We start from the raw sequence: 19,343 nt of genomic DNA on the forward strand, positions 1-19,343 counted from the left end.
CCGCAGCTTGTTTTTCCGCGGAGGCTTTCATGACAGTGCGCAATCTTTTCCTGCTGCCGGGCGACGGCATCGGCCCCGAAGCCATGGGCGAGGTCCGCAAGATCATCGCTTACATGAACGAAGCGATGAATGCCGGTTTCGTCACCGATGAAGGCCTCGTTGGCGGTTCTGCTTACGATGCGCATGGTGCGGCGATCTCCGAAGACGACATGAAGAAGGCGCTCGCTGCCGATGCCGTGCTCTTCGGTGCCGTCGGCGGCCCGAAGTGGGATAGCGTTCCCTATGAAGTTCGCCCGGAAGCAGGCCTGCTGCGCCTGCGCAAGGACCTGGAACTCTTCGCAAACCTGCGCCCGGCAATCTGCTATCCGGCGCTTGCTTCCGCTTCCTCGCTGAAGCCGGAACTGGTCGAAGGCCTCGACATCCTCATCATTCGTGAACTGACGGGCGGCGTCTATTTCGGCGAGCCGAAGGAAATCATCGACCTCGGCAACGGCCAGAAGCGCGGTATCGATACCCAGGTTTACGATACCTACGAAATCGAGCGCATTGCCGGCGTCGCCTTTGAAATGGCCCGCACTCGCAACAACCGCGTCTGCTCCATGGAAAAGCGCAACGTCATGAAGTCGGGCGTGCTCTGGAACCAGGTCGTGACGGAAACCCACAAGGCGAAATATTCCGACGTCCAGCTTGAGCATATGCTGGCCGATGCCGGCGGCATGCAGCTCGTGCGCCAGCCGAAGCAGTTCGACGTCATCGTCACCGACAACCTCTTCGGCGACATGCTCTCCGACGTGGCCGCCATGCTCACGGGCTCACTCGGCATGCTGCCGTCTGCCTCGCTCGGCGCCCCGGACGGCAAGACCGGCAAGCGCAAGGCGCTCTATGAGCCGGTGCACGGCTCAGCGCCCGATATCGCCGGCAAGGGTATCGCCAACCCGATCGCCATGATCGCCTCTTTCGCCATGTGCCTTCGCTACTCCTTCAACATGGTCAAGGAAGCGGATAACCTGGAAAAGGCGATAGCAAACGTGCTCGACAAGGGCATCCGCACTGGCGACATCATGGCACAGGGCAGCCGCCAGGTCGGCACCGTCGAAATGGGCGAAGCCATTCTCGCCGAATTCAAGGCGCTTTCCGCCTGATATTTCACGTGAAACGCTTTTCGGCCCTTCGCACCCGTGCGGAGGGCCTTTTATTTGGCACGGTTTCATCCATCAGCGCCAAGAGCGGTCATTACCAGGATCGAAAAGAATTATCTGAGCAAACCCGGTCTGTGTCGTAATCCTGTGCATCTTCACTGCCTATTCCTAGTCCTAAAGGATTATACGGGTAGTATGGATGCGGGCACTTTTAGTCTCCCTGGACAGGCGCTGGCGCAGGAATAGATGCGTCATGCCACCATTGCGCTGGCGCGCATGCCTTTTCGTTACCCTGAATGCCGTCATCCTTTCCATGCTGATCTTCGATGCACCGATTGGTGCCGGTCACCTGCCGGAACCCATTCAGCGCTTTGGGGAAATGTTGACCGATTTCGGCGATTCCGCCTGGCTGATCCTCACCAGCGTCCTGCTCTTCTTTCACGGCAGAGCTGGCTACAAACTCTTGAAAAGCGCAAAGGCAAGGGCCCAGGCGCTCTATGTGAGCTGGATCGGCGCCTATCTGTTCACGACTGTCGTCTTTTCCGGTCTGCTTGCAAATCTTCTGAAACGCACGATCGGTCGTGCGCGCCCTGAACATTTCCAGGATCTCGGCGTGCTTTCCTTCACGCCGTTCTCCGGCCGCGCTGCGTTGGAGAGTTTTCCGTCAGGCCATTCGACCACGGTAGGCGCTTTCTTTGCCGCCTTCGCGTTGCTCTTCCCGCGCTACCGAGTTCCCTTCATCGCCGGCGCCATCTGGCTCGGCATGACGCGTGTCATGGTCGGCGCGCACTATCCGAGCGATGTCATAGCCGGCCTCGCCTTCGGCGCCTGGTTCTCGCTGCTGACGGCGATCGTCTATGCCCGCTACGGCCTGCTTTTCAGGCTTGCGCCGGACGGCTGGCCGATGTCCAAGCGATACTTCCCGGACGCATAAGAGATGCGCATGAGAAAATGACACATGAAAAACCCGGCGCCTTTCGGGCGCCGGGTCTTTGATTTCAGGATATCCACCGCGTCTCAATCCATTGCGTGAATATCGCGGTTCTTGGTTTCCGGCAGGAACAGAATACCGATGACCAGCGTGATCGCTGCGAAGACGATCGGATACCAGAGGCCATAATAGATGTTGCCGGCGGCAGCACTCATCGCGAAGGCCGTAGCAGGCAGCAGACCGCCGAACCAGCCGTTGCCGATATGATAGGGCAGCGACATGCCGGTATAGCGGATGCGGGTCGGGAAGAGCTCGACCAGTAGTGCCGCGATCGGGCCGTAGACCATCGTCACGTAGAACACGAGCACGAAGAGGATGGCAATCGTCCCCACCCAGTTGACGCGGGCAGGATCGGCCGTCATTGCGAACGAACCGGCACCGGGGATCGTGTAGACCGCCATATCCGTCACGCTTTTTGCTTCATCCGCCGTCAGCAGCTTGCCGGCAACGAGTTTGTCGGCCGGCAGCGTTTCCTTCTGGCCGGCACGTATCGCATCGGCATTGAGGGTGAGCTCCGGATTGGCAGCGATGAAGGCGTCGAGCTTGGCATCGGCAACCTTGGCAGCGCCGCGCTTCAGCGGGTAGCCAGCATCATGAAGGGCAAGATTGACACCCTTTTCGAAGGCGGCGCCGGTCTTGGCCGCATCAGCACCGGCTGCAACGGAGTCGTAGCTGGTGATCGTATCGTCACCGACCTTCACGGTTGCAGGCTGGCCAACTGGACCCGGCACCACGTCATAAGGCACAGAGTTCTTGGTCAGGAACGCCGTTGCGATGTCGCAGGAGCTGGTGAATTTCGACGTACCGGTCGGATTGAACTGGAATTTGCAATCCGCCGGATCGGCCGTAACCGTTGCCCGGATCGTCGCCTGCGCCTCGTAAAGGGCCGGGTTTGCCGTATAAGTCATCGCCTTGAACAGCGGGAAGTAGGTGACCGCTGCAATTAGAAGACCCGCCATGATGATCGGCTTGCGGCCGATCTTGTCCGACAGTCCGCCGAAGATGACGAAGAACGGAGTGCCAAGGAAGAGTGCGATGGCGACCATGATATTGGCTGACTGAAGATCGACCTTCAGCACGTTCTGCAGGAAGAACAAGGCATAGAACTGCCCGCCGTACCAGACCACCGCCTGACCCATGGTGGCACCAAAAAGCGCAATCAGCGCGATCTTGGCATTCCGCCACTGACCAAAGGCTTCCGTCAACGGCGCCTTCGATGCCTTGCCTTCGGCCTTCATGCGCTGGAAGGCGGGCGACTCGTTCATCTTCAACCGGATCCAGACGGAGATGCCGAGCAGGACGACGGAGACAAGGAACGGAATACGCCAGCCCCAGGCGGCGAAGGCAGTTGGCCCCATGATCGACTGGACCGAGACGATGACGATCAGCGACAGGAAGAGACCGAGCGTTGCCGTCGTCTGGATCCAGGACGTGAAATAACCGCGACGGCCGTTCGGCGCGTGTTCGGCAACATAAGTCGCCGCGCCGCCATATTCACCGCCGAGTGCCAGACCCTGCAGCAGACGCAAGCCGATCAGGATGATCGGAGCGGCAATGCCGATCGAGGCCGCGCCCGGCAGGATGCCGACCAGGAAGGTCGAGAAGCCCATGATGAGAATGGTCATCAGGAAGGTGTATTTGCGGCCGACGAGGTCGCCGAGACGGCCGAAGACCAGCGCGCCGAATGGGCGCACCAGGAAACCCGCAGCGAAAGCGAGCAGCGTGAAGATGTTGCGCGTTGCTTCCGGATACTGGGTGAAATAGGTCGCGCCGATATAGGTGGCGAGCGAACCATAAAGATAGAAATCATACCATTCGAAAACCGTGCCGAGCGACGAGGCGAAGATGACCTTCTTCTCCTCGCCCGTCATCGGACCGGCTTTCGCACCGTCGACGCTTGCGACATTTGCCATTGTCTGTCCTCCACAGAGTGATGAGCAACGGTCGCGGCCTACTCTCCTCAAAGCATACCCCTGGCCACGACACGCCTGACGAGAGTTTGACAGAAAAGACGAGTCAGAAAGAGGGATGCTTTGGGATTATGACTTTAGTCTAATTTTTTGTGCATGGATGGTCACAGCATGGCGGAACAGGCCCGCCGCAATGCTCACCCCCGCAAAGCCTGGGCCGGAGACTGCCGATAGGCGAGCACCGCCGGCAAGGCGGCGAGGACAGTGGCGAAGGCAAGTAGGATTACAGCAAGCGTTCCGTCTTCACGGGCGAAGCCGACGGGCAGGTTGACGCCACTGCTTTGCGAGAAGAAGCCGGAAAGAATGAGCGCGGCACCGTAGCCGAGTGTAAAACCAAGCCCGATCCCAGCGGCAACAAGAATAAAGAACTCCAGCCAGACAATACCGAATATGGCACTGCGGGGAGCACCGAAGGCGCGCAGCGCACCGATCTGCCTGCGGCGCTGGCCGATATGGATGACAGTCACAAGGATCAGCGAGGCTGCGACCAGCACCTGCGCACCAGAGGCAACGGCAACAAGAATCTGCTTGGCATCACCGAGCGTCGCATAAAGATTGGTCAGGACTTCGCCGGGAAAGACGGCAATCGTCGTGCCATTACGATAGTCCTGCCGCAGTTTGTAGGCATCGGCAATCGTCTTCGGCTTGACGAGGATGGCCGGAAGACCGGGCGTTTCCGCAGTCCAGTTCTCATTCAGGCCGGCATGGGTTTCAGCCTCCGCATGATGGTCGGCTTCCTCATGAGCGCCTTCCGCGGCGGCGTGGTCATGGTCGTGCTCTTCGCCCGCTTCCAGCCCATGAATATGCCAGACGGCCTGGATCGGAACGAGAATGGCCCGGTCCCATGCTGTGCCTGTCGGTCGTAGGCGCCCGATCACGCGATAGGCAAGTTCCGTATGCGTATGGCCGCCGGTTTCGATCGTGCCGTGCATCGGTTTGATCTCGCTGCCGATAGCCAGGTTAACGCTTGAGCCGATGACAGCCTCGCCCTCGCTGGCGAAACCTTGACCTTCGGAAAAGCCGCCGGAAACCGTTTCCGTCAACGCTGTCGTCGTGCCGATGATCGGATAGCCTGAGAAGGAATCGCCGAAACCAACGGGGGCAGCCCATTCAACGCGCGGATCGGCAGCGAGTTTTGCCAGGATGTCGCCGGACATTAGCGGCAGCGCGGATGGCTGCAGGAAGACGGACGAGAGCACGAGCTGGGTCTCGCTGCCGCCCGCGCCGATGACGAGATCGAACTTGTCGGCCGCCCGCGCACTGCCGAGACGAAGAGCCCGCTCCTGCAGGATGACGGAAACGCCGAGCGCGGTCGCAAGCGCCACGAGCAGCACGACAACGAGAGAGCCGGCCCATAAACGACGCAGATCGGCAAGGATGAAGCGGATCATGCAGCCGCTCCCTTGATCGCGGAATCGTCGATAATGCGGCCGGACCGAAATGTCAGGCGTCGGTCGAAACGAGTGGCGAGGCGGGGATCGTGCGACACGACGATCAGGGTACTGCCTTCGGCCATGGCAAGATCGAGCAGAAGATCACCGACGGCATCGCCGCTGTCGGCATCGAGGCTCGCGGTCGGTTCGTCGGCGACGATGACACCAGGTTTGCGCAGGAGCGCCCGGGCAATCGCCACACGCTGCATTTCGCCACGCGACATGGTTTCGATCCTCTGTGCGGCGCGCTCAAGACCGACAGTGTGGAGGAGATCGTGGGCGCGCTCGATTATCGTCGACGTCGCGGCACGCGCGAGACGCGCAGGCAACAGCACGTTTTCGACAGCGGACAGGCCGGGGAAAAGGTGAAATTCCTGCATGACCAACCCGATATTGGCAGCCCGAAAGCGGTCACGGCGACTTTCGGAGAGCGCAGCAATATTCTCACCGTTCCAGCGGACACGGCCCTCGCAAACCCTCTCCAGTCCGGTGACGATATTGACGAAGGTGCTTTTGCCGGATCCCGAAGCGCCGGTAACCACGACACGACTGCCCGCGGCGATCGACAGATGATCGACGGCGAGCGCAGGCGCTGAAAGGCCAGGAAACGTCACGGCCAGTTGTTCGATTTCAAGAGCTAGCATCGATGCTCAGACGCTGGAATATTCGGCCTGGCGGATACGCAGCAGGCTTACAAAGCCGGTTTCCGGGTCCTTCCACGACCCGAACTCGAGCGTGCCACGCACTTCGATAGTCTGGCTCGGCTGTACGAAGGTCTGCTTCTCGCCGAGATAAACGACGACGATATTGTCCGGCCAGTCTGCGTCGGAAGAGCAGAAGGGGCAGAGTGACATCGGTATCTCCGTCAGGACAAAGAATTGCGCCTCAGCCTTTAACGGCGGCGCCATAAAGCCCTTGATACTGATTTCCTTGCCAGCAAGGCGCTTGACCTTGTCGGAAAATTCGAGACCAAGCACACCAAATTTTCCGTAGAGTTCATCGAAGCTGATCAAGGAATCATCGGCAATCACAGGCCGGGCGACGGCGAAGGGAACCGCGGCCATGACGCCCATGAGGCGACGGCGGCTGAGATTCAGCAAAGCGAGCCTTTCCATAGCGGTCTCCAGAAACGGATACCCGGCCGCATAGCGACCGGGATGAGGATCGATGAAAAGTCCCAGACCGGCAAGCGGCCTGGGACACAGGTGCTTAGTTCGTCTGCTTGGCGCCGAGCGCAAAAGCGTCGGCGAGAACGCGGTAGACGTCGCTCTGTTCCATATAGCCTTTGAAGCCCTCCGATCCGGGGCCGGTCGACTGCAGGACAACATCATCGACGGTATGGGCGCCGGTGGCCGCACTCTTCGGCAGGTTACCCGGAACGAAGACGGCGCCAGGAACATCCTTGTAGACTTCGTTGGCGACGTAATCCTTCTTCTCGTTCTGGATGGCCGGAGTGTATGGGTTATCCAGCTTCGGGCGGAAAGTTTCGTAGTGGTCGGGATAGTTACTGACGAACAGGGCGAGGCGTTTGGAGACGTCAACGCTGTCGGGATAGCCGTCATTATTGGCATCGACATAGTTGGTGAAGCTGCGGCCAGCGACCTTCTCTCGCATCTCCGTACCTTCAATCGTATCGTCGATCGTGCCGACGATCGTGATGCCGTGCGTATGGTCACCGGTGACGACGATCAGCGTGTCGGGATTGCTGGCGGCGAATTCCTTCGCCAGACCGACGGTCTTGTCAAATTCGATCGTATCGATGGCAGCGCGCTCGCCATCGAGAGGATGTGACATCTTGTCGATGTTGGCAGCTTCGACCATCAGGAAGAAACCTTCGGGATTCTTCGAAAGCTTGTCGAGCGCGACCTTGGTCATTTCAACAAGGCCGGGCTGGGCCGGGAATTTGCCGACAGTGCCCTTCTTCAGGAATTCGCGGTCAAGCGTCGTATCCATGTTGCCGGTGTGGAACAGGCCGAGGATCTTGCCTTCGTTAGTGCTGGCAGCAGCGGCGAGTTCCGTCTTGTCGATCGCGAGCTTATAGCCGGCGTCCTGGAACATCTTGACGTAGTCCTTGTCGTCCTTGCGCTTCGAGCCGGCAGTCGCCTGCGGCAGGAAGTAGGCCGAGCCGCCACCGAGGATGACATCCGGCTTCACGTCGAAGAGCATGCCGGTGATTTCGGCTTTGTCGTCGCGGCGACGCGTATGGGAAACGATGGCGGCCGGCGTCGCGTCCTGAAGTTCCGAGGTCGTGACGACGCCGATCGACTTCGAGGTCTGGCGACGCAGGGCTTCGCCGAAAGTTTCGACGCGCGGGTCGTCCAGCGTGTCGAGTGTCCTGTCGGCATAGACGCCGAGCGAGTTGATGGCGCCCTTATGGCCTGTCATGTAGGCCGACATCGTATTGGCACTGTCGGTGGTAACCGAATCGGTGGCGGACGTGCCGATAAAGGCCATATGATCGAGATCGTCCATGTTCAGGCGGCCGTTCGCCTTGCCTTCGGTCATGCCCTTGGACATGATACGGGCTGCGGTGCGGTGAGCGACGGAAAGACCATCACCGAGGAAGAAAATGATGTTCTTGGCTTTCGGCTGTGCGGAAGTGCCGAAAACTTCCCAGGTCACGGCCTTCTTTTCGTCGCCGGCGGCGACTTCAACCTTGTAGGTGCCCGGAGCGGCGATCTTCAGGCCGCGCAGCAGGAGAGCGGAACCGAGAGCCTTGTCTTCCTTGCCCTTTTCCAGCTCGACGAACTGTGCCTCGCCCCCGAGGACTGTCTTGTAATCCTGGCCATTGACCGTGATCTTCACGTCTTCCGGCTTGACCTGCTTGGAAAGCTCGACCTTGAAGTCGAAAGGTGAACCGGCAAGAATCGTAGCACGATCAAGCGGATAGATCGAAGCTGCTTGAGCAGCGCCGGCCAGAATCGTGGTGGCCGCAAAAGCGGCGAGAAGCATACGCATGGAAAAACCCCCGTTTTTCGTTGCAGTCATCACAACGGGTCGGGGATACCCCTCGGCAATGACAGAGGGATGACAAAACGCCGCAGCATGGCAACCCCCTCTCCTCCGCTCGCGACATACGCAAAAACCTTGACTCCTGTGGAAAACGTTTTATGAGCAACAACGGAAAAGGAATATCCATGGTTCGCCACGAGCATGCCATCGCTGAGCGCAATAACCTGGCAGGAAGTGCCGGGCTGGATTTTTCCGTTCCGGTTTCTTCCAAAACCAAGGCCAAAACGACGACGAAAACCGTCTGACGTCTCTGGCCTGCCGCTCTCTCCCCGGCCCGGCCGGGGACAGGAAGTCGCGATGATGTCGCGCTTCCCCCTCACCGGACAAGAGGAGAGAAGAGAAAGAGAGCTTGAGAAATGGGTTTCAAAGTTGCAGTTGCCGGAGCCACCGGAAATGTCGGGCGGGAAATGCTCAACATTCTCTCCGAGCGCGGTTTCCCAGCCGATGAAGTCGTAGCACTCGCCTCCTCCCGCTCCCAGGGCCTCGAGGTTTCCTATGGCGACCGGACGCTGAAGGTCTCCAATCTGGAGAATTACGATTTCTCTGACACCGATATCTGCCTGATGTCGGCCGGCGGCGAGGTTTCCAAGCGCGTCTCCCCGAAGATCGGCCAGCAAGGCTGCGTCGTCATCGACAATTCCTCGGCCTGGCGCTACGACGCCGACGTGCCGCTGATCGTTCCGGAAGTAAATCCGGACGCAATCTCGCTCTTCACGAAGCGCAACATCATTGCCAATCCGAACTGCTCGACCGCCCAGCTCGTCGTCGCGCTGAAGCCGCTGCATGACTTCGCCAAGATCAAGCGTGTCGTCGTCTCGACCTATCAGTCGGTCTCCGGCGCCGGCAAGGAAGGCATGGACGAGCTCTTCAACCAGACGCGTGCCGTCTTCGTTGCCGATCCGATCGAGAACAAGAAGTTCACCAAGCGCATAGCCTTCAACGTCATTCCGCACATCGACGTCTTCATGGAAGACGGCTACACGAAGGAAGAATGGAAGGTTCTGGCTGAAACGAAGAAGATGCTCGATCCGAAGATCAAGGTGACCTGCACTGCGGTGCGCGTTCCCGTCTTCATCGGTCATTCGGAATCGGTGAACATCGAATTCGAAAACGAGATCACCGCAGATCAGGCCCGCGATATCCTGCGCGAAGCGCCGGGCTGCCTCGTCATCGACAAGCATGAGGACGGCGGCTACATCACGCCGTATGAATCTGCCGGCGAGGACGCGACCTACATCTCGCGCATCCGCGAAGATGCGACCGTCGAGAACGGCCTCAACCTGTGGGTCGTCTCCGACAACCTGCGCAAGGGTGCGGCTCTCAACGCCATCCAGATTGCCGAGCTGCTCATCAATCGTGGCCTCGTCAAGCCGCGCAAGCAGGCAGCCTGATACCATTTGTAAACCATAATATGCTAAAGCCCTGCTCGACGAGCGGGGCTTTTTCGGGCAAATACCGCCGTATAAGCGTTCGCTAAAGGGCGACCGTGACAAAATCGCCGGTGACTGGCATTCTCTTGCCTGGCCTGAAAGCTATGCAGATCGAGAGCGGGGTTTCTCAATGCGCATGACAAAATTGATTCTGGCGGCCGCCGCGGCAATGGGCGTCCTCCATGCGGTACCGGCGTTCGCGCAGGGTGCCCAGTGCGGTAACACCAGTGCCGGTTTCGAGGCCTGGGTCGCCGATTTCAAACAGACGGCGGCAGCCAATGGTGTGAGCCAGTCCGTCTTGAGCCGCGCCTTCGCCAATGTCAGCTACAACAAGCCGACGATTTCGGCCGACCGCGGCCAGAAGAGCTTCAAGCTCTCCTTCGATGCTTTCATGAAGAAGCGCGGCGGTGCTGCCGTTATCTCTCGCGGACGGTCGATGAAGGCCGCCAACCAGGCTCTCTTCGCTTCGATCGAGCGCCGTTTCGGCGTTCCGGCCGGCCCATTGATTGCCATCTGGGGCATGGAAACCGGCTTCGGCAGCTATATGGGCAACCAGCATACGATGTCCGCAGTCTCGACCCTCGCCTATGACTGCCGCCGTTCGGAATATTTCACCGACCAGCTTTATGCAGCCCTGCAGCTCGTTTCGGAGGGTTATCTGAGCCCGCAAGCCCGAGGCGCTGCCCATGGCGAAATCGGCCAGACGCAATTCCTGCCGCGCAACGTGGTGCGTTACGGCGCTGATGGCGACGGCGACGGACGCGTCGACATGGTCGGCTCTCGCGCCGATGCACTGGCTTCGACTGCCAATTTCCTCAAGGGTCACGGCTGGCGCGCCGGCGCAGGCTACCAGCCGGGCGAGCCGAACTTCGTCGCCATCGAGGGATGGAATGCCGCAACGGTCTATCAGCAGGCAATCGCCTATATCGGCCAGCAGATCGACGGCAACTGAAGAGACGTTCGATAGGAAATGTCAGGAACGCCGCATGCGAATGCGGCGTTTTTCATATGCGGATATCGTGGCTTCCGCCAGCAGCCTTGCGCCTCTCTTCCTGCGGTGCCGTGGCAGGAACAATCGGCCCGGCAACAACGCAATTGCGTCCCGAGGCCTTGGCCGCATAGAGCGCCAGGTCGGCGCGCTTTACCAGATCATCGAAATTGCGATTGCTTACGGCATTTGTGCGCCCCGCACAGCCGAAGCTTGCCGTAACCCGCAGGCGCTCGCCGCCGGGCAGTTCGATGTCGGCAGCTTCGATCGCCAACCGGACACGTTCCGCGACGATGGCCGCATCCTCGGGTGTCGAGTCCGGGAGCAGCGCCATGAACTCTTCGCCGCCATGGCGCACCAATAGATCGAAGGAGCGGAAGCTTTCCCTTGCGACGTCGGCCACATGCTTCAGCACGACATCACCCGCGTCATGGCCATGCACGTCGTTGATTTTCTTGAAGTGATCGAGATCGAACAGCACGACGGAAATCCAACGTGAACCAGCCTGCATCAGAAGCGCTAGAGCAGCAGCCTCAAAACCGCGCCGGTTATAAAGGCCTGTCAGAAGATCGGTCTGGGCGGCATTGCGCAGTTCGTTGACGAGCAGTTCACGCTCTTCGGTAACGCGGGCGACGAGACGGATACCGCGAACCGCAAGCGCTGCAATAAGGGCAACGAGCAGCACCAGCCCGGCTGACAGAGCAAGCACGATCGTCATGTGGATATGAGAGCGCATCGACAGCCTCTGCCCAGTCACATGGATGTCATCGGTGACGGACGCGATCTTCTGCCGCAGAAAATCCAGCCGTTCGTTCTGGATGCCGATCCATTTGTCCCGGATCGCCTTGTCCGGCCGCAGCACCCCGGAAACCATTGCCTGGGTGAAAGTATCGGCCCAGACTTCATCGGGCTGCGCCCTATAGTCGAGAATCTCCTGGATGACAGGCGAAGAAGAATGAAAGCGCAGGCGATCCATACCGTTGCCGAGCATCATTTCGCCTTGAACGAGCTGCTCGTGCGACATGGCAGAAAAATCGGTCCGGTCGAGATAACGCTGGCCAAGACTGCCGATCAGCCGCTCGCCGTAATAGGTGAGAAGGATGCTCATCAGCTCGCTGGATTTGCGCATCAACACGGGATCATGGATCCTCGACGAAAGCGACTCGACAAGTCCAAGCTGCTTCAATCCAGCCTGCCCATAGATATGAACGGGGTTGCCGCCTTTGCCGTAATAGCCGCGATCGACTGCCGATCGCGCCGCAACGATACGACTATAGGCGAGACGGAGATTGGAAAGCTGCGACTGCAGACCGACATCCATTGCTCCAGCGGCTGGAAGACTTGCGTTGAAACGCGCGAGTTCGCTATCGAGTGAGTTTCGCCTTTCGATCATCGACGCCCTGGTGATCTCATCGCGATCGTTGATATAGGCTCGCGTCGCAACGAGTTCCGCTAGGATCTCATTGGCCGCAATCGATCCTCCGCGAGCAAGAACATCGGCAAAGAGATGGTCATTTTCGAGCGCGTGGTATTGCATGAGCGAGGAGCGGATCAACACGACGCCTTCAACAATCATGAAGACGAAGGGCAGCAGAATGGCGGCGAGCACTGCCCTTCTGATATTCTTGAATTTCACCGCTTCGAAATTCATGTTTAATCCACGTCCAGCTGCTCCTCGTAGGCGAGCTTAGTGGAATATCTTAAAAAACCGATAAAGCGGTCTATCCCTAGATTTCGGGACGGACGAAATCGAGTGTCTCAGAATCCATCACCCAGAGTTCGCCGGTCGAAATGTCGAACCAGGCACCATGAAGCTCCAGCTTGCCCTCTTCCTCGAGCGTCTTGATTTCAGGGAAAGATCTGAGATTGTTGATTGAATTGCGAATGGACACCCGCTCCAACGCAGTCTGTCGTTCGCCTGGCGTCATAATGTCGTTGCTGCCGATCTGCTCGGCGGCAGGGCGCACGAGCGACATCCAGCGGCCGATGAAATCGCCGGGCGACAACGGCTCGGCATCGGGGTCGAGTGCCGCGCGGATACCGCCGCAGCGGCCGTGGCCCATGACGACGATATTCTTGACCTTCAACGCCTGCACGGCAAATTCAAGCGCTGCCGAGGTGGAGTGGAAATGGCCGTCTGGCTCATAGGGCGGCACCAGGTTGGCGACGTTACGGATGACGAAGAGTTCACCTGGCCCGGCATCGAAGATCAGTTCGGGCGCCGCGCGGGAGTCGGAACAGGCAATCATGAGCGTTGTCGGACTTTGCCCATTTTCCGCAAGTTGCCGATACCTGTCGCGGGCATCGGCATAGCGCCCACTCATGAAGTTGCGATAACCGTCCAGGAGGGAGTTGGGAAATCTCGTCATGCTCTTGGATTAGCGCGCGCGCGAGCCAAGATCAACTGCTGCGCTGCAAAAGCATCAGCCCTATTTTTTCCGCCGTTGCGCAGGATGGAAGAGATGACGCATCTGCACCATCGCCATGGGCGTCAAGAGGCTGGAGGCATCGCTTGCCAGCATCAGTTCGTTACTGCCGCGCTTGACGGCGCGCGCCAGCACTTCGAACACGCTGGCGGTCGCCAGCTGCAGCGCCTTCTCATCCTCCATCCCCGAGAGCAGACGAGAGAGGAATAGAGCGGCCAGCAGATCTCCGAGGCCGTTGGGTGGGTTCTCGACGACACGATGTTCGGCAAGCAGAGCATGCTTACCGGAGAGATAAAGATTGCCCGTGCCGCCCGCCATCATCGGCACCGCCGATGTGACCAGCATGCGCGAGGGACCGAGCGAAAGGGCGGCCTCCATGACCGCGTTGTTGTCATCGAGGGCGGCGCCCGACAGCCAGGCAAGTTCGTATCGGTTGGGCGTGGCGAGCGAAGCAAGTGGTATCAGGTGATCACGGATCGCCTCGGCTGTCGCTTCGGGCACGTAGAGGCCACCGAGATCGCCCATGACCGGATCGCAGACATAGAGCAGTTCCGGATTCCTCTCGCGCAACGACGCAACGAGCTTCGCGACGGAACGGACTTGGGCCGCGTTTCCGAAATAGCCCGACAGGACAGCCTTGACCTCACCGATCCACGGCGCGCGGATGAGATCATCGATCGCGGCTTCGAAATCAGCCTCGGCGAAAGTAAGCCGTGTCGAACGGCCATGGCCTGGATGCCATGGCAACACGACCGTCGGTAGCGCCCAGACCTGGTGGCCGAGCGTTTCCAGCGCGAAGACCGCGGCACGGTTTCCGACCGACCCGCGCACGACATGGCTGGAGATGACGATGACTGCGCCCGCTGCGTTTTCCGACATGGCATCCGGTTCCGAATTTCGACCGCCGTTGATGATCTTTTTGACGAGGCGCTGTCAACCATTCTTCATGCGAGCGTGGAAATGTGCGGCGGGACGGAAAAGCCGGATAAAGTGATTTTACCGTCCGTCGGCATGAAACGACCCAAAAACTTTCGAAATCTCTCGTAAGCATAGCCAAAAAAGCACGAAAACGACTTTTCGAGGCCCTCTTTTAGAGATTCTTTCGAAGAACCTTCTGCTAACTTGCCCACATCAAAACAATCGGGGGGATGATCCATGGCCGCCAGAAACAATCCGAAACGGGAAAAGCAGATCGAGAGCGCGCGCAAGATCGCAGCCGCGACCGGTGAGCCCCATCTCGATCCCGAAATCCTCTTCGGCCGCGCAAGCGGCGACGATCTCGAACTCTACACGCCGGAAATGCTTGCGCTTTCCGCCGTCCACTCGGCAGCCGAAATCGCCGCCTGGAACGGCAAGACACCGCGTGTCAGCATCGACACGGTGGCCGATGTCACCCCCGATGGCATCGCAGTCTCCATCCTTTCGGTGACGGATCACAACAAGCCCTTCCTGTACGAATCCGTCATGGGCGAGGTGACCAGCACTTATCGCGACATCTGCATGGCAGTTCATCCGATCCTGATCCTGGAGGACGGCAAGGCCCCGGAACTCTATTCCGCTGATATAGCGAGCGACCCGGCTAAGCGCGTTAGCCACATCCAGCTCCACGTTTCGCCGCTCAGCCCCTCCCAGGCAGCCGACCTGATCAAGCGGATCAGGGCAGTGCTCGAGCAGGTGGAACTTGCCGTTTCCGATTGGAAGCCGATGCTCGCCCGCGTCGATGAGGTGATTTCGGAGCTCTCGAACTATAGCGCCAGCCGCAAGAAGGTCGACCGCGACGAAGCGATCGCCTTCCTGACCTGGCTGCGTGACGAGAACTTCACTTTCCTCGGTATGCGCGACTACGTTTATTCCGGCAAAGGCCCGGATGCGAATGTCGAACGCGACAAGGGAACGGGTCTAGGCATTCTCTCCAATCCCGAAGTTCTCGTGCTGCGCACCGGCAAGGACGCCGTGACGACCACGCCGGAAATCCTCGCATTCCTCGACGGTCCAGACTTCCTGATCGTCACCAAGGCCAATGTGAAATCCATAGTCCATCGCCGCGCCTATATGGACTATGTCGGCGTCAAGCGCTTTGACTCCCAGGGGAACGTGACAGGCGAATTGCGCATTGTCGGCCTCTTCACCTCGACTGCTTACACCTCTTCGGCATCTGAAATTCCGCTGCTGCGCTCCAAGATCGAGAAGGTGAAGGAGCATTTCGGCTTCGACCCGATGAGCCATTCCGGCCGCATGCTCGACAATACGCTGGAATCCTACCCCCGCGATGATCTCTTCCAGATCGATACCCCGCTGCTTGCGACCTTCGCCGAGCAGATCAACGATCTCGCCGACCGCCCGCGCGTACGCGTGCTGCCGCGCATCGACCATTTCGACCGCTTCGTCTCCGTCATCGTCTTCGTACCGCGAGAGGAATATGACTCGATCGTGCGAGAGCGCATCGGCACTTATCTGAAGACTGTCTACGATGGCCGCGTTTCCGCCTACTATCCGGCCTTTCCGGAAGGCGGTGTCGCACGCGTTCACTTCATCATCGGCCGCTCGGGCGGCAAGACGCCGCGCATCCATCAGGCCAAGCTCGAGGAGACGATCCGCCAGATCACCGCGCGCTGGGACAGCCGTTTCGAGATGCTCGCCGGCCCCAAGGCGCCGAAGCTCGGCGTCAGCAACGCCTTCCAGGAAGCCTTCACGCCGGATGAAGCGGTCGGCGATCTGCCCGACATCACCGCATGCGCCGCCGGCGAGCCGATCCGCATCGAATTCTACTATCGCCAGGACGACGAACGCGGCCGCATCCTGTCGCTGAAGATCTTCCATAGCGGAGAGCAGCTGCCGCTGTCGCGCCGCGTGCCTCTCCTAGAAAACCTCGGCTTCAACGTCCTGAGCGAACGGACCTTCGATATCGAAGTTCCGGCCGCCGACGGCGCGATCAACATCGTCGTGCTGCACGACATGGAACTCGAGGCCCGCAGCGGTGCGGACATTGACCTCGCACGTTTTGGCGCACCGCTCGAAGAAGCCTTCGTCGCAGCCTTCAGCGACACGATCGACAATGACAGCTTCAACGGGCTGATCCTGTCGGCCGGCCTCTCGGCTCGCGAGGTGAATGTGCTGCGCGCCTATGCGCGCTACCTGCGCCAGGCCGGCATCGCCTACTCGCAGGATTATATCGCAACCACCCTCGACAAATACCCCGCGATCGCCGCTTCGATCTTCCGCTTGTTCCACGACACGCTCGATACGAAGCTGTCGGAAAAGGCACGTATCAAGAAACTCGCCGAGCTGCATCAGGCAATCGAAGCCGAGCTTGCCGACGTGCCGAGCCTGGATGACGACCGTATCCTGCGCCGCTACGTCAATATCGTCGATTCAACGCTGCGCACCAATTATTTCCAGCGCAATGCCGATGGAACACCGAAGGCGATGCTCGCCTTCAAGCTTGACCCGCACTTGGTGGATGGCCTGCCGGAACCCAGGCCCTTCCGTGAAATCTTCGTCTATGGCGTCGAAGTCGAAGGCGTACATCTGCGCTTCGGCCGCGTCGCCCGTGGCGGCCTGCGCTGGTCGGACCGCGCCGAGGACTACCGCACCGAAGTTCTGGGCCTCGTCAAGGCGCAGCAGGTCAAGAACGCCGTGATCGTGCCCGTCGGCGCCAAAGGTGGTTTCTATCCCAAGAAACTCCCGGTCGGCGGCAGCCGCGAAGAGCTCTTCAACGCAGGTCGTGAAGCCTACAAAACCTATATCCGCACGCTGCTTTCCATCACCGACAACATCTCCGGCGCCGATATCATCCCGCCTGACAATACGGTGCGCCTGGATGGCGATGACCCCTATTTCGTCGTCGCCGCGGACAAGGGCACAGCAACCTTCTCCGACACCGCCAATGCGCTTGCTCAGGAAGCAGGTTTCTGGCTGGACGACGCCTTCGCTTCCGGCGGCTCCGCCGGCTACGACCACAAGAAGATGGGCATCACCGCGCGCGGCGCCTGGGAAACCGTAAAGCGCCACTTCCGCGAGATGGATATCGACATCCAGACGACGCCCTTTACTGTGGCCGGCGTGGGCGACATGTCGGGCGACGTTTTCGGCAATGGTATGCTGCTCTCACCGAAGATCCGGTTGGTCGCCGCTTTCGATCACCGCGATATCGTCATCGACCCCGATCCCGATATGGAAAAAACCCTCGCCGAGCGCCAGCGCCTCTTCAACCTGCCGCGCTCGAGCTGGCAGGACTTCGACAAGTCCGTGCTCTCGAAAGGTGCCATGATCATTTCGCGCTCGGCAAAGTCGGTTACGCTGACGCCGGAGGCCGTGGCCGCAATCGGCATCGACAAGGCTGTCGCCACGCCCTTCGAAATCATGACCGCGATCCTGAAAAGCCCCGTCGACCTGCTCTGGTTCGGTGGCATCGGGACCTATGTAAAGGCGGCATCCGAGACCGATACCGACGTCGGCGATCGCGCCAACGATCCGATCCGCATTACGGCCGACGAAGTGCGCGCCAAGGTGATCGGGGAGGGCGCCAATCTCGGCGTCACGCAGAAAGGCCGAATTGCCTACGGCCTGAAGGGCGGACGCAGCAATTCCGACGCCATCGACAACTCCGCCGGCGTCAATACTTCCGACGTCGAAGTCAATATCAAGATCGCGCTGGCGAACGCTATGCACGAACAGCGGCTCAGCCGCACCAAACGTGACCAGCTTCTCGGCAGCATGACCGATGAGGTGGCTGCGCTCGTACTGCGCAACAACTACCTGCAGTCCCTGGCAATCTCGCTGACCGCCCGCAAGGGAACGGCAAACGGCCTTGAGCTCGGCCGCTTCATGAGCGTCCTGGAGGCGTCGGGACAGCTGAACCGCAAGGTCGAAACGCTTCCCGACGACACCTCGCTGTCCGAGCGCTACACTGCCGGCCGGCCACTGACACGCCCCGAGATCGGTGTGTTGCTCTCCTATGCCAAGATCGTACTCTTCGATGCGCTGATCGCCAGCGAACTGCCTGACGATCCCTATTTCGTCGACACGCTCTTCCATTACTTCCCGGCGAAGATGCAGAAGTCCAACGCATCCGATATCGACAGCCACCGGCTGAAGCGGGAAATCGTCGCGACGGTGCTCGCAAACGAGGCGATCAACCGCGGCGGGCCGGGCTTTGCCGTCAGCATGATGGATGCGACCGCAGCATCTGCTCCGGAAGTCGTGCGCGCCGCCATCGTTGCCCGCGACGGCTTCGATCTCAACCGGCTTTGGGCCGAAACGGATGCCCTGGACAACAAGGTTTCCGGCCAGATCCAGAACCGCATCTATGAAGAGATCGGCAACAGCTTCACGGTGCTGACGCGCCTGCTGCTAAAGACCGGCATGACCAAGGGCGACATGGCCGAGATCATTAGCCGGCTTCAGGCGACGCTGAAGAAACTCAAGCCTTCCTTCGCCGATCAGGCCGCAGCTGACGTCGCCGCGCGCCAGGAGGAATACCAACAGGCCAGTCTGCCGGAAAAACTGGCGGCCGAAATCGCGGCTCTGCCCACCTTCGCTCTGGTACCGGAGATCATGCAGATCGCCGCTCGCACCGGCGAGGCGCTGCCGCGCGCAGCCGAAAACTACTTTGCTGTCACCCAGACTTTCCGTGTCGGCCGGCTGCTGGCTGCGGGCAACCGCATCATCACCTCCGACCACTATGAAAACCTCGCTCTTGCCCGCAGTATCGACCAGATCGCCAGCGCCCGTCGCGATATCGTGATCTCCGCGCTTTCCGATCACGGCAAGGAAAAGCAGCCGGTCCAGGCCTGGCATGCGCAGGACAGGGTGCGCATCAACCGCATCGTCGAGGAGCTTGCAAGCCTCAGCGATGGAGCCGATCCGAACCTCGCCCGCATCACTGTTGCCGCAGGCATCCTCACCGATCTTGCGCGCGACCGGGCGAGATGAGACAGTCCGCCCCAAAAAAG

The 19,343-nt window shown here is 59.8% G+C and carries 14 protein-coding genes; 6 read left to right on the plus strand and 8 right to left on the minus strand.

What is annotated here, in order from left to right; translation table 11 throughout:
- Nucleotides 1–29 precede the first annotated feature (29 nt).
- Both leuB and lpxE read left to right on the plus strand, forming a co-directional pair.
- Nucleotides 30–1,142 carry a 3-isopropylmalate dehydrogenase gene (gene leuB, locus FHT93_RS23565; RefSeq protein WP_112970695.1) on the plus strand — a complete coding sequence of 371 codons (1,113 nt, stop codon included), beginning with the start codon at nucleotides 30–32 and terminating at the stop codon, nucleotides 1,140–1,142.
- Between the two features lie 196 nt (nucleotides 1,143–1,338).
- Entirely contained in the window at nucleotides 1,339–2,073 is a 735-nt protein-coding gene (gene lpxE / locus FHT93_RS23570; RefSeq protein ID WP_183849690.1) for a lipid A 1-phosphatase LpxE, read from the plus strand.
- Between the two features lie 83 nt (nucleotides 2,074–2,156).
- Here lpxE and FHT93_RS23575 read toward each other — a convergent pair whose 3' ends face one another.
- The 5 genes from FHT93_RS23575 to FHT93_RS23595 all read right to left on the minus strand — a co-directional run bounded on the left by FHT93_RS23575 (nucleotide 2,157) and on the right by FHT93_RS23595 (nucleotide 8,491).
- Nucleotides 2,157–4,043, minus strand: coding sequence for an MFS transporter (locus FHT93_RS23575; protein ID WP_113204261.1), 1,887 nt, complete (start codon nucleotides 4,041–4,043; stop codon nucleotides 2,157–2,159).
- Nucleotides 4,044–4,237: 194 nt separating this feature from the next.
- On the minus strand, nucleotides 4,238–5,491 hold the full coding sequence (locus tag FHT93_RS23580) for an ABC transporter permease (protein WP_183849692.1): 1,254 nt from the start codon (nucleotides 5,489–5,491) through the stop codon (nucleotides 4,238–4,240).
- Nucleotides 5,488–6,177, minus strand: a complete 690-nt coding sequence (locus tag FHT93_RS23585) for an ABC transporter ATP-binding protein (protein ID WP_183849694.1) — start codon at nucleotides 6,175–6,177, stop codon at nucleotides 5,488–5,490. Before FHT93_RS23585 ends, FHT93_RS23580 begins: the two co-directional genes overlap by 4 nt.
- A 6-nt stretch (nucleotides 6,178–6,183) precedes the next feature.
- Entirely contained in the window at nucleotides 6,184–6,648 is a 465-nt protein-coding gene (locus tag FHT93_RS23590; RefSeq protein ID WP_113144993.1) for a hypothetical protein, read from the minus strand.
- A gap of 94 nt (nucleotides 6,649–6,742) precedes the next feature.
- Nucleotides 6,743–8,491, minus strand: a complete 1,749-nt coding sequence (locus FHT93_RS23595) for an alkaline phosphatase (protein ID WP_183849696.1) — start codon at nucleotides 8,489–8,491, stop codon at nucleotides 6,743–6,745.
- Between the two features lie 116 nt (nucleotides 8,492–8,607).
- Between FHT93_RS23595 and FHT93_RS23600 the strand changes: the two genes are divergently transcribed.
- The 3 genes from FHT93_RS23600 (at nucleotide 8,608) to FHT93_RS23610 (ending at nucleotide 10,927) form a co-directional block, all read left to right on the plus strand.
- Nucleotides 8,608–8,790 carry a hypothetical protein gene (locus FHT93_RS23600; protein WP_183849758.1) on the plus strand — a complete coding sequence of 61 codons (183 nt, stop codon included), beginning with the start codon at nucleotides 8,608–8,610 and terminating at the stop codon, nucleotides 8,788–8,790.
- 111 nt (nucleotides 8,791–8,901) lie between these two features.
- Nucleotides 8,902–9,936, plus strand: coding sequence for an aspartate-semialdehyde dehydrogenase (locus tag FHT93_RS23605; protein ID WP_112544940.1), 1,035 nt, complete (start codon nucleotides 8,902–8,904; stop codon nucleotides 9,934–9,936).
- Nucleotides 9,937–10,105: 169 nt separating this feature from the next.
- The gene (locus tag FHT93_RS23610; RefSeq protein WP_112544941.1) at nucleotides 10,106–10,927 is read left to right on the plus strand and encodes a lytic murein transglycosylase; all 822 of its coding nucleotides are present in this window, start codon (nucleotides 10,106–10,108) and stop codon (nucleotides 10,925–10,927) included.
- 52 nt (nucleotides 10,928–10,979) lie between these two features.
- On the opposite strand, the gene FHT93_RS23615 is transcribed toward FHT93_RS23610, so the two are convergent.
- From FHT93_RS23615 to pdxY, 3 genes are all read right to left on the minus strand, one after another.
- A complete protein-coding gene (locus FHT93_RS23615) occupies nucleotides 10,980–12,599 on the minus strand; it encodes a GGDEF domain-containing protein (protein WP_113013515.1) in 1,620 nt (539 codons plus the stop codon).
- A 91-nt stretch (nucleotides 12,600–12,690) separates the two neighbouring features.
- Nucleotides 12,691–13,332 (minus strand): carbonic anhydrase, encoded by a 642-nt coding sequence (locus tag FHT93_RS23620; RefSeq protein ID WP_112544942.1) that lies wholly within the window; start codon nucleotides 13,330–13,332, stop codon nucleotides 12,691–12,693.
- A gap of 60 nt (nucleotides 13,333–13,392) precedes the next feature.
- Nucleotides 13,393–14,268 (minus strand): pyridoxal kinase PdxY, encoded by an 876-nt coding sequence (pdxY, locus tag FHT93_RS23625; RefSeq protein ID WP_113013443.1) that lies wholly within the window; start codon nucleotides 14,266–14,268, stop codon nucleotides 13,393–13,395.
- Nucleotides 14,269–14,544: 276 nt separating this feature from the next.
- Between pdxY and FHT93_RS23630 the strand changes: the two genes are divergently transcribed.
- A complete protein-coding gene (locus FHT93_RS23630) occupies nucleotides 14,545–19,323 on the plus strand; it encodes an NAD-glutamate dehydrogenase (RefSeq protein ID WP_113013444.1) in 4,779 nt (1,592 codons plus the stop codon).
- Nucleotides 19,324–19,343: the final 20 nt, after the last annotated feature.

It is taken from the genome of Rhizobium sp. BK379 (assembly GCF_014193955.1).
Lineage (GTDB): Bacteria > Pseudomonadota > Alphaproteobacteria > Rhizobiales > Rhizobiaceae > Rhizobium.

What these genes read in the sequence shown, in the direction of transcription:
- FHT93_RS23605 (WP_112544940.1), top strand. Translation starts at nt 8,902, where the DNA reads ATGGGTTTCAAAGTTGCAGTTGCCGGAGCCACCGGAAATGTCGGGCGG.
- FHT93_RS23575 (WP_113204261.1), bottom strand. Translation starts at nt 4,043, where the DNA reads ATGGCAAATGTCGCAAGCGTCGACGGTGCGAAAGCCGGTCCGATGACG.
- FHT93_RS23620 (WP_112544942.1), bottom strand. Translation starts at nt 13,332, where the DNA reads ATGACGAGATTTCCCAACTCCCTCCTGGACGGTTATCGCAACTTCATG.
- leuB (WP_112970695.1), top strand. Translation starts at nt 30, where the DNA reads ATGACAGTGCGCAATCTTTTCCTGCTGCCGGGCGACGGCATCGGCCCC.
- FHT93_RS23630 (WP_113013444.1), top strand. Translation starts at nt 14,545, where the DNA reads ATGGCCGCCAGAAACAATCCGAAACGGGAAAAGCAGATCGAGAGCGCG.
- FHT93_RS23595 (WP_183849696.1), bottom strand. Translation starts at nt 8,491, where the DNA reads ATGCGTATGCTTCTCGCCGCTTTTGCGGCCACCACGATTCTGGCCGGC.
- FHT93_RS23585 (WP_183849694.1), bottom strand. Translation starts at nt 6,177, where the DNA reads ATGCTAGCTCTTGAAATCGAACAACTGGCCGTGACGTTTCCTGGCCTT.
- pdxY (WP_113013443.1), bottom strand. Translation starts at nt 14,268, where the DNA reads ATGTCGGAAAACGCAGCGGGCGCAGTCATCGTCATCTCCAGCCATGTC.
- FHT93_RS23590 (WP_113144993.1), bottom strand. Translation starts at nt 6,648, where the DNA reads ATGGAAAGGCTCGCTTTGCTGAATCTCAGCCGCCGTCGCCTCATGGGC.
- FHT93_RS23580 (WP_183849692.1), bottom strand. Translation starts at nt 5,491, where the DNA reads ATGATCCGCTTCATCCTTGCCGATCTGCGTCGTTTATGGGCCGGCTCT.
- FHT93_RS23610 (WP_112544941.1), top strand. Translation starts at nt 10,106, where the DNA reads ATGCGCATGACAAAATTGATTCTGGCGGCCGCCGCGGCAATGGGCGTC.
- lpxE (WP_183849690.1), top strand. Translation starts at nt 1,339, where the DNA reads ATGCGGGCACTTTTAGTCTCCCTGGACAGGCGCTGGCGCAGGAATAGA.